The organism is Paenibacillus sp. H1-7, assembly GCF_022354825.1.
Taxonomy (GTDB): domain Bacteria; phylum Bacillota; class Bacilli; order Paenibacillales; family NBRC-103111; genus Paenibacillus_S.
Genome location: NZ_CP031168.1, coordinates 4,646,330 through 4,660,464, shown reverse-complemented (window position 1 = coordinate 4,660,464; position 14,135 = coordinate 4,646,330). Strand labels below are relative to the sequence as shown.

At 48.5% G+C, this 14,135-nt stretch carries 12 protein-coding genes; 11 read left to right on the top strand and 1 reads right to left on the bottom strand.

Features of this window, described 5'->3' with window-relative positions:
• The first annotated feature begins 36 nt into the window (after positions 1-36).
• From DVH26_RS37170 to DVH26_RS20645, 7 genes are all read left to right on the top strand, one after another.
• Positions 37-327, top strand: coding sequence for a GNAT family N-acetyltransferase (locus DVH26_RS37170; protein ID WP_345774006.1), 291 nt, complete (start codon positions 37-39; stop codon positions 325-327).
• Positions 328-639: 312 nt separating this feature from the next.
• The gene (locus DVH26_RS20670) at positions 640-1,083 is read left to right on the top strand and encodes a cell wall hydrolase (protein WP_239624832.1); all 444 of its coding nucleotides are present in this window, start codon (positions 640-642) and stop codon (positions 1,081-1,083) included.
• 525 nt (positions 1,084-1,608) lie between these two features.
• On the top strand, positions 1,609-2,877 hold the full coding sequence (locus DVH26_RS20665) for an FAD-dependent oxidoreductase (RefSeq protein WP_239624830.1): 1,269 nt from the start codon (positions 1,609-1,611) through the stop codon (positions 2,875-2,877).
• Positions 2,878-2,923: 46 nt separating this feature from the next.
• On the top strand, positions 2,924-4,225 hold the full coding sequence (locus DVH26_RS20660) for an ABC transporter substrate-binding protein (RefSeq protein WP_239635444.1): 1,302 nt from the start codon (positions 2,924-2,926) through the stop codon (positions 4,223-4,225).
• A gap of 60 nt (positions 4,226-4,285) precedes the next feature.
• Entirely contained in the window at positions 4,286-6,808 is a 2,523-nt protein-coding gene (locus tag DVH26_RS20655; RefSeq protein WP_239624828.1) for a right-handed parallel beta-helix repeat-containing protein, read from the top strand.
• A gap of 41 nt (positions 6,809-6,849) precedes the next feature.
• Positions 6,850-7,698, top strand: coding sequence for an AraC family transcriptional regulator (locus tag DVH26_RS20650; protein WP_239624825.1), 849 nt, complete (start codon positions 6,850-6,852; stop codon positions 7,696-7,698).
• Between the two features lie 31 nt (positions 7,699-7,729).
• On the top strand, positions 7,730-7,888 hold the full coding sequence (locus DVH26_RS20645; protein ID WP_239624823.1) for a hypothetical protein: 159 nt from the start codon (positions 7,730-7,732) through the stop codon (positions 7,886-7,888).
• A gap of 850 nt (positions 7,889-8,738) precedes the next feature.
• On the opposite strand, the gene DVH26_RS20640 is transcribed toward DVH26_RS20645, so the two are convergent.
• Positions 8,739-9,647 carry a helix-turn-helix domain-containing protein gene (locus DVH26_RS20640; RefSeq protein ID WP_239624820.1) on the bottom strand — a complete coding sequence of 303 codons (909 nt, stop codon included), beginning with the start codon at positions 9,645-9,647 and terminating at the stop codon, positions 8,739-8,741.
• Positions 9,648-10,010: 363 nt separating this feature from the next.
• On the opposite strand from DVH26_RS20640, the gene DVH26_RS20635 reads away from it, so the two are divergent.
• The 4 genes from DVH26_RS20635 (at position 10,011) to DVH26_RS20620 (ending at position 14,048) form a co-directional block, all read left to right on the top strand.
• On the top strand, positions 10,011-10,697 hold the full coding sequence (locus tag DVH26_RS20635; protein ID WP_239624818.1) for a GntR family transcriptional regulator: 687 nt from the start codon (positions 10,011-10,013) through the stop codon (positions 10,695-10,697).
• A gap of 19 nt (positions 10,698-10,716) precedes the next feature.
• Positions 10,717-11,877: a Gfo/Idh/MocA family protein gene (locus DVH26_RS20630; RefSeq protein WP_239624815.1), complete on the top strand. Its 1,161-nt coding sequence runs from the start codon at positions 10,717-10,719 to the stop codon at positions 11,875-11,877.
• Positions 11,878-12,199: 322 nt separating this feature from the next.
• Positions 12,200-13,168: an ABC transporter permease gene (locus DVH26_RS20625; protein WP_239624812.1), complete on the top strand. Its 969-nt coding sequence runs from the start codon at positions 12,200-12,202 to the stop codon at positions 13,166-13,168.
• 19 nt (positions 13,169-13,187) lie between these two features.
• Positions 13,188-14,048, top strand: coding sequence for a carbohydrate ABC transporter permease (locus tag DVH26_RS20620; RefSeq protein ID WP_239635443.1), 861 nt, complete (start codon positions 13,188-13,190; stop codon positions 14,046-14,048).
• The last annotated feature ends 87 nt before the right edge of the window (positions 14,049-14,135 follow it).

The window sequence follows — 14,135 nt, the reverse complement described above, 5'->3', positions numbered from 1 at the left end:
GATAACAACACTATAGAATCGATTATCAGGCACTGCTTGATCGAGTTTGGTGGGAATCGTCCAGGGTTAGCATGGGAAGACGAAAGTCTAAGCCGTCTGTCCGATTATTATTACCAGGAGCGCAGGGCATATTGGGTTGCGATCGCTGCTAGTGGCAAGCTGCTTGGCGGCTGCGGGATCGCGCAATTCGGTTCCCCTGAGGAAAGGATTTGTGAACTGCAGAAGATGTATTTGCTTCCGGAAGCTAGAGGAACAGGGGATTGCGGTGGATCTGTTACAGACCGCCTCCGGTTTGCAAAGCAGCACATTATAAAGCCTGCTATCTAGAGACGCTGCAAAATATGCAAGCGGCTAACCGCTTTTATACGAAATACGGCTTTCAGCGGCTGGAAGCACCGCTTGCTGGTTCCAGTCATTTTGCATGTGACGTATGGTATATCCGTGATTTATAGTTTCGTAAAGATAAGTCTAGTTGGATTTATTGCCGGCTAGACCTTTTTTGCATGCGGACTTGGTTCTGGTTCTTGTTGAGCTAACGGGTAACGGCTATTTATTATCGCTCTCAATTTTGCCTGAGTAATACATCCGCTTCACCTACAATATAATAAGTCTAGAAATACAGTCTAAAGAGGTGAGCCAATGGCAGTCGTAAAAGCCAGGAAGCAGGATATTGATATGCTGGCAAGGTTGCTTCGAGCTGAAGCTGAGACCGAAGGCGAAATGGGTATGCTCCTTGTTGGAAATGTTGGCATTAACCGAGTAAGAGCGAATTGCTCCGATTTTAAAGGAATCCGGACAATTCCCCAAATGATCAACCAGGCACATGCGTTCGAAGCGTTGCAACATGGTTTGTACTATCAAAGCGCTAGAGATAGAGAACGCCGTCTGGCGCAACGGTCTGTGAATGGGGAGCGGAATTGGCCAGCCAAATTCTCCCTATGGTATTTCCGTCCAGGAACGTTTGAAAATCCCGGACCATGTCCGCCAACTTGGTATAATCAGCCGCACGCAGGACGATGGAAGAAGCACTGTTTTTATGAACCGACCGCGGAAGAATGTGAAAGTGTATATACTACGTTTTAATTTTATAAACGAAAAGAGCTTAGGGTCTCTTAACCTGACTTATCAACAGCCATCTGTCGGTTGACAAGAACTTTATCTCATTAAGTGCCGCGTAAATCGCGGCTTCTTTGGGTTTAGTGGAATAAAGTTGTGGTCACTGGAAATACGCTAACAAGAAATTGTGCTTAGAAATCGATGGATTGTTTCGATGCTATTAGCAAGCAATCCGCTAACGGGTACGATAGCTATGATGGATGTCCTCAAGTCTAGTATTCCGTATCCTGAAGTTGAATTGGATTAGTACATGTTTAAGCCAACGTATTTTTTTGAATCCTCCAAATAGAAACCGACTCCTTTTGCTAAAAGAGGATGTCGGTTTCGTTATTTTTTCTCATCCATAGCTGCGGTTGATTCGTATTTCAGTCAGTTGTGAAAAAAAATGCATATTTTATTAAATTCCTGTATCGTTTTTTTTGGAATGATACCTTTATACTGAAAAGGGATTGTTAAATAAATGCATATTCACCAGGATGGGAGATGGAACAGGTGGAAAGTAATCTTACCAATTTCGATGTAATCGTTGCAGGGGGCGGACCAAGCGGTATCGCAGCGGCGGTCGCTTCCGCCCGAGAAGGGGCCAGGACGCTTCTGATCGAACGTTACGGTTTTCTCGGAGGAGCAGGAACGGCGATGATGGTCAACCCGTGGATGTCATATCGAGCGGGAAACGGAGGGGAGCAAATCATTTTCGGCGTGCTGCAGGAGCTGATCGACGGTATGAGCGAGCTCGGCATGTACGGGCATCCGAAAGCGAGAAATGCGTTCGATCCGGAGGCGCTAAAAGTCGTCGCCGAGCAGTTGTGTATCGAGGCGGGCGTTACTTTGCTGTACCATACTTTTTTGGCGGACGCGAAGATGGATGAGGACGGAAAGAGGATCCGATCGATTCAATTGGCCAACAAGCAGGGGCTCATTGAAATGAAGGCGCGGATGTACGTCGATACTACGGGCGATGCAGACTTGGCAGCGCTGGCCGGTGCGGTCGTGGAGAAGGGCCGGGAAGTGGACAGTAACTGCCAGCCGATGACGCTCAACTTCCGAATGGCCGATGTCGATATTCAGCGCATGCCGGACAAAAATGAAATCACGCGTCTATTCCTGGAAGCGAAAGAGCGGGGGGAAGTGGACTGCCCGCGCGAAGACGTGTTATGGTTTTATGCGAATCAACCTGATGTCATCCATTTCAATACGACCCGGATCATTCTGAAGGACGCTACCGATCCGTGGCAGTTGACCGAGGCTGAAATCGAAGGAAGACGGCAAGTTCAGCAGTTGGTAGCCTTTTTGAAACGAGATATCGCAGGATTTGAGAACGCTTACTTGCAAACGACCGCACCGCAGATTGGCATACGAGAATCCCGCCGGATAATCGGAGAGCATGTGTTGACCGCTGAAGAGCTTCTATCTGCATGCAAGTTCGACGATGTAATCGCTCGGGGTGCATACCCTGTCGACATCCACAATCCGACGGGCAGCGGAACCATCATCCAAAGCTTGAAGCCTGGCGAATGGTACGATATTCCGCTACGTTCGTTAATCCCGTTGAAAATCGAAAATTTGCTTATCGGCGGCCGTCCGATATCAGCCACGCATGAAGCGCATTCGGCTATTCGAGTACAGCCGATCGCGATAGCGATCGGACAGGCAGCGGGCACCGCAGCGGCGCTTTGCGCGCAGGATAATATCAATCCCCGACAACTTCATGTAGGCAACGTACAGCGATCGTTAGTGAAACAAGGAGCACGTCTGCGTTAAATCTTTAGCTTCTTTATATGAGCAAAGAGAGGATGGGACAAACGTGATGCAAAGGGGTCGTAAGTTATTCGGTTTAATTGTTAGCGTTAGCATTGCAGCTATCATGACTTCGGCATGCAGCAATTCCGACAAGACCGGAGAGAAAAGCAAAGAAGTCGAATCCGGGGCGCCTCCTGCCCCGGTTACGCTCACCTTTTTTACCCATGGCAATTCGATCGTCTTGGCGGAAACGATCGAGTTGCTCGTCCAGAAGAAATTCCCGCACGTTACGCTGAAAACGATAAAGGATGGCAAAGGCACATCGATATTCGATCTCTTGAACGGGGGACAAACGCCCGATTTGATCTCCTATTCACTCGGAAGCCTGCAGGATCTGAGAACTCTGCATCTGCTCAGCGATTTGACGCCACTAATCCAGAACCACCGTTTTGACCTGGAGCGCCTGGTTCCCGGCGCCGTGGATACCGTAAAATCGTATTCCGACAAAGGGGAATTTCTACTGATGCCGTTCGAGCTGAACAACAACGCGATCTACTACAACAAAAACATATTCGATAAATTCGGAGTTCCCTATCCGAAGGACGGCATGACTTGGGAAGAGATGCTCAATATCGCCAAGATGGTTACCAGAACCGACAGCGGCGTTCAATACAAGGGCTTCCAATATAATGCGCTTAACGTCGTGTACAAGGACCAATTGGCGCAAGGCTTCGTCGATCCGAAGACGAACAAGGCCGCGATCAACACCGACGCCTGGCAACGTTGGCTGGACGTCATGACCTCGTTCTACAAAATTGACGGCAATGCCCAGGCTGGCGATGAGAAAGTCAATTTCCTGAAAAACCAGACGGTAGCCATGCGTACCGGACCGAATTATATTACCGAATTGCCTGCGGCGATGGAAGCAGGCTTAAACGTCGACTTCGTATCGCTGCCCCGCTTTAATGGGATGAGCGGTTCGAGCTCCCAGATGAACGCGCCGTTCTATGCGATTCCGCCGTCCACACCGCATAAGGATGCCGCATTTCAAGTCATTGCTTACCTGTTGTCCGACGAGGTACAGACGATTATGGCGCGTCAGGGCCGCATTCCGATAATCAATTCGGAGAACGTCAAGAAAGAGTATGCGAAAGATTTGAAAGGGCTGGATGGCAAAAACTTGGCCGCTTTTTTCCAGGATGCGATAGCAAAGCCGGTACCTTCGACGGCGTACGACGGGCAGGCGAAGTCGATTTTTACCAATACCGCGCTCGTGCCTGTGTATCAGGGCAAAAAAGATATCAACACGGCGCTGCGTGAAGCGGAAGAGCAGATTAATAAATATATCGATTCGGAAATGAAGAAGTAGGAATGGGAAAGCGGATTATCGTTGTACGATTCACATAAATTCGAGGAGGAACGAGAGCGGATGAGCGAGCAACCGATGAACGATGATCAGCGGAAGGATTGTAAGGAGAGCCGAAACATTTTATCGCGCCGGACGTTTTTGTCCTATACATTGGGTGCGTCGGGTGCCGTGCTCGCAGCCGGAATGGCCGGAGCCACCCCATTCGTTCCGAGCAACGCTACGGTCACCACAGCTACCTACGGGAATACGGGCGACCGGGGCTGCTCTACGAGCGGATTGCATTTCGAATCGGTCGGAAGCATGAAAGCGGCTTCGCTGCAAGCCGGTATCAGCGTGCGGACCACATCCTATTACGCGATCGCTAACGCGGTGACGGATTCGCCCCGGGGCGGGGCGCTATATCGGATCGTCACCCGTACCGACTACGATGCGCTGCGGGAAAATTCGCTCGGTCCGGAAGGTGCACTCAACGGGAACGGCTATATCGATCATTTGCTGGCGAACGGCAATGTGGCCGTATTAAGCGGCGGCGGTGCAGTCGATCTGGCGTCGGTCGGATTGCGGGAGCAATACGATGCATACGCAGCCGATAATACGGCCGCTATGCAAGCCGCTCTCGCGTACCCTCTACCGGTGCTAACTGCGTACGGAATATACGTTTTCAGCGGCGAAAGCGTCGCCGATCTCGGGCAAGAGGGAGAGCTGGATATATCGGGAGATTGCCGGTTTCGGCTTGCTGCCGGCACGATTGTCAATACTGATGCGGATTACAGCAATCACAAGGCGATTCTCCGCGTGCAAGGAGGGAAGAGATTCACCATTCGCGGCGTCGCCTTTGACGGCAACCGGGACGGCCAAACGTATCCGGCGACAAAAAATAACTTCGGCAGAGGCACGGTTCCGAGAAGAACCAACGGCATACTCGAAGTATGTCCGTCCGGAGGCGTCTACCGGACCCAGAAGGCTCTAGTCGAACAGTGCTCTTTTGAGAACGCTTACCTTAGCGGCGCCATGTTCATCCAGTGCGGTAATGTCACTATCCGTAACAATTATTCTGCCAACAATACGATCAACGGTTTCGGCGGCGCCGGGCTCTCCTCTCTTCTGTTCGAGGGGAATACGAGCTGGCGGGACGGATGGAGCGACATCTACACGTCCGACCGGTACGAAGGGGATAGGGCTCAGCTGCAAATCCGGGAATGGCCTCGTGACTACACGGCTGCAACGGAACGGATACCCGTTATCTCCATAGCCGAGTCTGAACGGAACAAGCAAATTGTCGTTCGCGGCAATACGAGCGACCAAGCCGGGGTGATCGCCCTCTTCGTCCGCTCCTGCGAACAATGCCTCATTACGGATAATGTCATCCGCAACGTAGGCTACAAACGCCGAAGCGGCAGTTATTCCCCGACCTCCATATGGGGCGATTTCGGAAAATTTGCGATATGCGGCAATGATATTATGACGCAAGCTGTACAGCCTGGAGACATGCCGCCTGACGGAATACGCGTCGTCGGCTTCTCGGGCAACGGCGTCGATCGGATCGGGGGACCTTGGATCTCGATGCAAGGACGATATTATTCGATCGTTGCCGATAACCAGATTACATGCGGCCAGACATTCGGGAGCGGTGCATTCGATGACAATGCCAGCAAGCGGCTGCTGAACAATAAAGGCATTATCATATCGAGCCAGTGCTTAGTGCGCGGCAATGTTATAGAAGGCTGCGCCAATATTCCGATCGAGGCAATCAACGACGATAATTTCAGCAGCGAATCTTTGCGGGATATCGGAATTTGCGGCAATGAAATATTCAATACGACGGGAAGCAGCGTCATTAATCTGAGGAGCTACGGCTCTCCGGCGGGAAACCCCCGTAACTTCGATATAAGCGGCAACAAGGTGTACGATGTACGTTCGGTAACCGCCGGTTCGGACGCCAGGCAGATGGTCAATTTTTCTCCGGCCTGGGGGGCATTTGACGTTCAAGACGTCACGGTAGCGGATAACCGCTTCTATTGCTTGAACACGGGGGATGCCACTAAAAACTACGGGGGAGTCCGGTTTCGCGGAAGCTCGGGAAGCCGGGGCATCGTCATTCGCGACAATCAATTTTTCGATACGCTGAACGCGGTTCGTACCGAGTCTTTTGCCGAGCTCTGCATAAGGGGCAATACCGTACGGAACGGATTGCGGCTTCTGTACGCGGATATCGCTGCCGGAGGCGATGCCGGGAAACTGATGATCGACGGCAACAGCTGCTCGGGAATTACATCGCAGTGCGTCAATATCAACGCGGGCGGGAGCGGTAAAATATTGTCCGAGCTTACTGCGATAGGCAATTCATGGAGCGGGTCAGGTAGCGGCTACTCCGGAGTTTCACCGGGTGTATCGCCGATCGTATACTGTTTGGACAGGAACATCGATACGATGACGACGAAAGTTGTTCCAAGGCGGTCTTTCTCCGGTATCCCCGCGTTTAACGCCCAGCATTTGGGGGAAATCATAAGGAGCGCCGACGGCTCGGACCAATACATCGCCGTTCAGGTCGGAACGGGCGCCGGCGACTGGAAGGCACTGTGATCCGATAGCGCTATTGAATAGGGGGACGAAACTGGTGTACCATGGATGAAAGTTCAGCATATGAAACGGAGAATCCGGCGATGCTCATCCATCCGATTCGTTTGATCAGCAACAGCTATTGGAAAGAAAAGCCCGCATTCGTACAGCAGGTGGAGCGCGAGCGGTGCTGGATCATGATCGCCGTCGAAGCCGGCCGTTTCCGGTACGGAATCGGCGAACTGTCTGGCGAAGCTGCGGAAGGAGATATCGTCCTATGTCCACCGCATGAAGATTTTCGCCGTGAAATGATTACGCCTCTCTCTTTTTTCTACATCAAGTTTTATTATGCCGGAGAGGACGGCGGGGAAGCGCAGTTATCGGAGCAGCTGCGACGCCTGTTTTCCTTCAAATTCACTTCTTCCGAGCGGGACCGGCTGTACAACAATTTCCGGCATTTGCTCCGGGCCAGCCGGATGAGCCGGAACGATAATTTAAGATGGTCTTCCCACTTCGTCTACGATCTGTGGCTGCTATTCTGCATGGAAGCGGAAGCGCTCGCCCAATTCGGAAATGTCGTGAGCGACCCGCTGATGAAAGAAGCGAAAGATATGATCGAACGGCACGCTTTTCGCGATGTCCAAATGAAAGATATCGTGGAATTTATAGGGATACACCCGGTACAGTTTACACGCCGGTTCCAGGCGGTGTACGCTATGCCGCCTTCCCAATATTTATACTCGATCCGGATGGAGAAGGCTAAGTCGCTGCTTGTACAAACGAATTATTCGATCGACCGGATCGCACGGCAATGCGGTTACGAGAACGGTCTGTATTTCAGCCGGATGTTTACGAAATATTTCAAAATGAATCCTTCGAAGTACCGGAAAATGCATTCGTTTCCATCGCCGTAAATTAAAGCATTTTAAGGTAGACTTTGGTCGCTTGTGTCGCTGCTGGGAGCACGATTTCGACGGACCGCGCGACGCAAGGCCCGACTCGCGTGATGCCGAAATGCTCCGCGAAGCGGCCGAAACCGCAGCGGCGCTGCTGACGAAACAAAGCCTCTACAGCACACACAGCATGAATATGGATGAGCTGTAGGAGCGGCTGGTTCGTCAAGGCAAGTAGCTTAGCAATGAGGTCCAGCGAAATACGGGGGAGAGGAAGCCACATGATGAGGGATAAGCTGGCGGTTCAATTGTATACGCTGCGCAAAGAATGCGTGCAGGATTTTCCCGGTTACTTCGCGAGCTGAGCAGAAGAGGGATGGGCCGGAGTGCAGTTTGTCGGCTATCACGGACAATCTGTCGGTTGACAAGAACTTGATTACATTACAAGCCGCTTAAAACACGGCTTATTTTTTTATGTTATAAGGTTCTTATCGTAGTTACGAATATGCCGAGTTATATGCGACTCTTTGAGCTTAAAATGCTGGAACATGAAACTGATGTTCATAGAAGTACCGGCAGATTAGTATAATAATTACCAAAATATTTCCATGTTAGAGTTACAAAAGTCCATCCCATACTAATCCATAAAATGTAAAATCTCAGTACCCAAGAGAATGAGCTCAATTTACTTTCTTTAGTAAGTTGGAACAGTTTGTTTAAACCGGAGAGTGTTGATGTTCTTTTGGCAGAGCACGCAATAACCTTCTTAGAAGTTTTTGAAACAGCGGAGTTTGAAGTATCACTGTTAGAATATTGTGACGAACGGGGAGATTTTCATTATACTTACTGGAACGAATTGGATGGGAAAATAGGAAGATCCTTACGATTCGATACAAGGAATAAAACCGTTCCAGATTAAGTAGATGCGATACTACGAAAATACATGTATCTAGCCACACTGACGTCACGGTGTGGAACGGATCGTTCAAGCTCTGGAAGCCGGGAAAAAGTGCTAGGCTGGATAAAGAAACAGCAAAAAGCGGCTCCGAACCGGAACCGCTTTAATGTTCGTTCGGGCTTTCACGCTCTGCATTGCTTCTGTACCTGCTCGGGGTCATGGCGGTCCAGCGCTTAAATTGGCGGCTGAAGTGGGCGCTTGTTTTATACCCGAGCATCATGGCTATATGATCTATGACCAGGTCCGTCTGAAGCAACAGGCGCTGGGCCTCACTTAACAAAATTTCCGACATATATTTGCGGGGAGCTTTCCCGTAAACCTGTTGAAATATCCGATTCACCTGGGACGGACTCAATTTTAGTGATTTGGCAATATCTTGGACGAGTGTTCTTTCGCTGTCTTCCATTTGGCCATGAAGCAGGCTGCTGCGGATCGAATCCTCAATATTTTCGGCGATGCGACCGGCCAATAATTCCTTTTTCGTAAGCACGACGTTGTCGGTTTGTGACAGCTGCTCCACCAACGTTCCCAAAAGCTCAAAGACGGCTGCGTACACCTTCATGCTTTTTGCGGCAGAAAGCGAACGACTCTTGTATTCAGTCGCAAGATTGCATAAGTCAGTTAGGAAGGGGGCCAATTCCTTGACAAGGGGAGAGGGGGCCTCGAAGCAGACGGCTTGATGGCGCTCCAGCTCCTTGGAGAATGCGGGATCTGCTACGCTGAAGTGCACGCAAAAATAAGTGAAGCCATGCGAGCCTGCCGACCTGCACGAATGGATGATTCCCGGACGTATGAAAAGCAGGTCTCCCTTTTTTTGATCATAAATCTGGCCTTCGACGACCATCTGCATGTCCCCTTCGATCATCCAATGAAGCTCGTACATAGGGTGTTCATGGGATGGATATGTCCACCGAGAATCCACTTCGCGAACATGCAGCCCCATCAGATGAAAGGACATTCGAACGTCGGAAAGCCTGCCAAGTTCAATTGAATCGGCGATGATTACAGACATAGTATACATCCCCCTTGTTCATCCAATCTATTCCCAAACTCATTATACAGCGTTTTCAATTGTGAGGAAATGCAAGAAATGGGTAAATGTTTTTCGCGATAAGCACATCGTCAACTCCGCTGTAATGGTGGTATGTTAGTATTATCAATAAACAAAGTCAGCAAAAAAATCTATCCGCAAGTTGTCATCAGCATATGGTGGCTGGAAGAATGAATCCATGCAAAGAGGGCGGCCGTTTCAGCTTCATAAAGCTATCCGGTTCACTCCCCTTAAGCTAGTATACTAGGGTAACTAGTCATCCTATTTTTTTGTAAGCGCTTAAAGGATGGGTGGGACTCGTCTTTCCGCGGGCGGGAGGGTCTTATGAGTATTCAGATTGACGCTTTAAGAGACAAAAGAGGACTCATACGGGATTTCGTTTACGAAACCTTGAAGAAAAACATCATGGAGCTGCGACTCGAGCCGGGGAGGTTTATCTCGGAAAAAGAACTCGTCGAAATGCTCCAAGTGAGCAGGACGCCGATTCGTGAAGCATTGGTTAAACTCACTCAGGAGGAACTAATCGCAACCACTCCTCAGAAGGGCTCCATCATATCGCATATCGATTTGCAGCATGCGGAAGAATCCCGGTTTGTCAGAGAAACATTGGAATCCGCCGTTGTTCGGGAAGCATGTGAGCTGCTCAGCAAGGAACAGGTGCTTCATCTGCAAAATCTCATCTCGCTGCAGGAACTGTGCGAATCCGAACAGAATTACGGGCGTCTGTTTGAGCTCGATGAAGAGTTTCACAAATCGATTATGATCGGCTGCGGCCGGGCCCGTACGTGGGGACTTATTCAACAAATGGCAACGCATGACAATCGCATCCGGTTCTTACGGCTCGCTTCCGATTCCGATTGGCAAATCATTCTTGCCCAACATCATGGAATTGTTCGCGCCATCAAAGAGAAGAATCCCGACCAAGCGGAAAAAGTGCTGAGGGATCATTTGGAGCTGGTAGTGATTGAAAAAGAAAATTTAAAACAGAAGTACGCCAAATTTTTTAAATAAATCTAAGGAGTGAAAGTCGATGATTAAAGTAGCTGTTATCGGTACCGGCGGAATCGCAAATTCGCATCTAGAGGCGTATGTGTCCTCATTTAAGGGAAGATGCCAAGTCGTTGCGTTATGTGACATTTACGAGGAAAAGGCAGTCCGGTATAAAGAGAAATTTCAGCTCGACTGTAGGGTCGAACATGACTACCGTGAACTGCTGGACAGCGATATCGATCTGGTGTCGATCTGTACTCCGCCGTATACGCATGCTCAAATCGCTATCGACTTTTTACGCTCCGGAAAGCATGTATTGGTAGAGAAGCCGATGTCTTCTTCCTTGGAAGAATGTGACCGTATGTTGGAAGCGGCTTCAGAGTCGAAGCGGATTTTGTCAGTAATCGGGCAAAACCGGTTCAGGGATCCGATCATGAAGCTGAAGCGCACGCTCGACACCGGAAAGTTAGGTAAAATCGTGCATGCACAGGTCGATTCCCACTGGTGGAGAGGGCATTGCTATTACGATCTGTGGTGGAGAGGCACTTGGGAAAAGGAAGGCGGCGGCTGTACGCTGAACCACGCCGTTCATCATATTGACATGCTGCAGTGGATGATGGGGATGCCGGACAAAGTCCATGCGGTAATGAGCAATACGTCGCATAATAACGCGGAAGTCGAGGACATTTCCATAGCCATTCTTTCTTATGGCAACGGAAGCCTGGCGCAAATTACAAGCTCTGTCGTGCATCACGGAGAGGAACAGCAGCTTATATTCCAAGGGGAAAAGGCAAGAATTTCCGCACCTTGGAAGGTTTATGCATCCACCTCCAAGGAAAACGGATTTCCGTCTCGGAACACGGCGCTCGAGGAGGAGCTTGAGAACACGTACAACAGCATGGCGGATCTCCCGTATACCGGGCACGCCGGACAAATCGATGATGTGATGAAGGCGATCGAAAGCGGCTCGCTTGAGGTGCTCATTGACGGCCGTGAAGGACGCAAAACGCTGGAGCTGATCACGGCTGTTTATGAAGCGGCGGCTACAGGCAAGAGCGTAAACCTGCCTTTAACGAAGGACAGCCTGTTCTATTCTAGAGACAGCTTGCTCGCGAACGCTCCGCATTTTTACGAGAAGACCTCATCGGTAGTTTCTTTCTCGAAGAACGAGATTACGCTCGGCAGCAATTATCATAAATAACATGCAGCATGGTGGGCGACAACGGTTCCACGGGATACTTATACGTCGATTGGTTGCTTTGCTTGACGGCGCAGCGTGATGCCAAAATGATTGAAGGCGTGTAAAACAATAATACTTGAGTCTTGCGGACGATAATATGTCCGGTTTTGTAACCGGTATCACGGTGCCATTGGTTGGGAGACCTTCATTTTACCATTCCTCTCTACGGTTTTTATCCCATCTTATGAGCTGCTTTTTAAACAGGCTCTATAAGAGTTTTATTCTAATAACATGATTACTTTCTGAGCGAGTTGAGAAACAAGTAAAATGGAGGTTGTAGTTTATGAAAGCAATGAATAGTAGTGTTGCTCTGGATAAAAGGGATAGCGTTGGAAAGGCTTTGGAGAAAAAGAAAGGATTGTTTTACTACATCAAATATGATTTTATACTTTACCTTATGTTGATTATCCCTGTTGCATATATATTGACATTTAAATACGCTCCCATGTATGGCATACAGATTGCATTTAAGGATTACAACATTTTTCAGGGCGTCAACATGAGTCCTTGGAATAATTTTGAAACATTCAAGCAAATTTTTTCATCAGTACAATTCTTTCAGGTTGTTAGAAACACGCTGCTGCTTAACGGTTTGGATTTGCTTGTGGGATTTCCAGCGCCGATCATTTTGGCTATTTTAATAAATGAACTGGTATGGAATAAGTTTAAAAAGGTGAGCCAGACAATACTGTATCTGCCGCATTTCCTTTCCTGGGTTATTATCGGCGGAATTGTTGCTCAGCTGCTTTCTCCCACAGGCATGTTAAACTCCTTAATTAGCGATATGGGGGGGCAACCGTTACCGTTCCTCACGAACAAATTTGCATGGGTTGCAACTTATTCTTTAGTTGGAGTATGGCAGAACGCAGGATGGGGTACCATTTTGTATCTTGCTGCAATGACGGGAATTGACAAGCAGTTGTATGAAGCTGCAGACGCAGATGGCGCAGGGAGATTCAGGAAGATTTGGCATGTCACGTTGCCAGGTATCAGACCAACCATTGCGATCCTTCTGATACTGCAGCTCGGTAATATTATGGCAATTAACTTCGACCGTCCATTCAACATTCAAAACAACCTGGTTATGGACTTTGGTGACGTTATCAGCACCTATGTTTATCGTGTCGGTATACAATCTGCGAACTTTTCAGTTGGTGCAGCTGTCGGACTGTTCCAGTCTGTTATCTGCTTAATATTCTTGGTAACTTCCAACTACATTACCCGCAAATTGGGCGAAAACGGAATATGGTAAGGAGGTACTGACAATGAAAATGTCACAAAATTCAAGAAATAGAATTGTTGACTATACAGCAGCATTTATTATTTTAGTTGCGGTTTTTATATGCCTGGTTCCTTTTCTCTATATTCTTTCGCAATCACTAAGCTCAAATAGGGCGATTATATCCCATGCAGTTACCATCTATCCTATAGACTTTAATATAGAAGCCTATAAAGTTGTATTCGGTGATGCCGGTATGTTGTACTCATTGTTCTATACGGTGATCCTGACGGCTGTATTTGTGCTCCTTGCATTGACCGTTACCATATTGGCGGCGTACCCGTTAACTAAAAAAAGACTCAAGGGCAGAAATGGTTTATTGCTAATGATGCTATTTACCATGTATTTTAGCGGTGGTTTGATTCCGGATTATCTGAATGTAAAGAATCTGAGTCTTTTGAACACTCCATTGGCATTGGTTCTTCCGGGTATGATGAGCGTCTACTATATGATCATATTGAAAACGTTCTTCCAAAGCTTGCCTGAGAGCCTAGAGGAAGCTGCACACCTGGACGGATGCAACGAACTGCAGATTCTGCTTAAGATTGTGCTGCCTCTTTCCAAGCCGGCACTTGCCACAGTCAGTTTACTATATGCCGTATTCAGGTGGAATTATTTTCAGGATGCTCTGTTCTACATTACAGACCAGAATTTATATACGATACAGCTTAAGCTGTATAATGTTATCAATATTTCGCAGCAAATGTCTGGTGAGAATGTCAATGTCAATCTGCCCTCAGAGGCATTGAAAGCGGCAAGTATTATGTTTGGTACCGTTCCGATTCTTCTTGTGTATCCGTGGCTCCAGAAATATTTTGTATCCGGTATTATGATTGGCGCTGTTAAAGGCTGATATAGGTACGTGAAATGGGATATTTAATCTATTTCGCGAATTTATAAATCAATTTGCTAAATATTAGATTTCAAAAGGAGTGGTTTC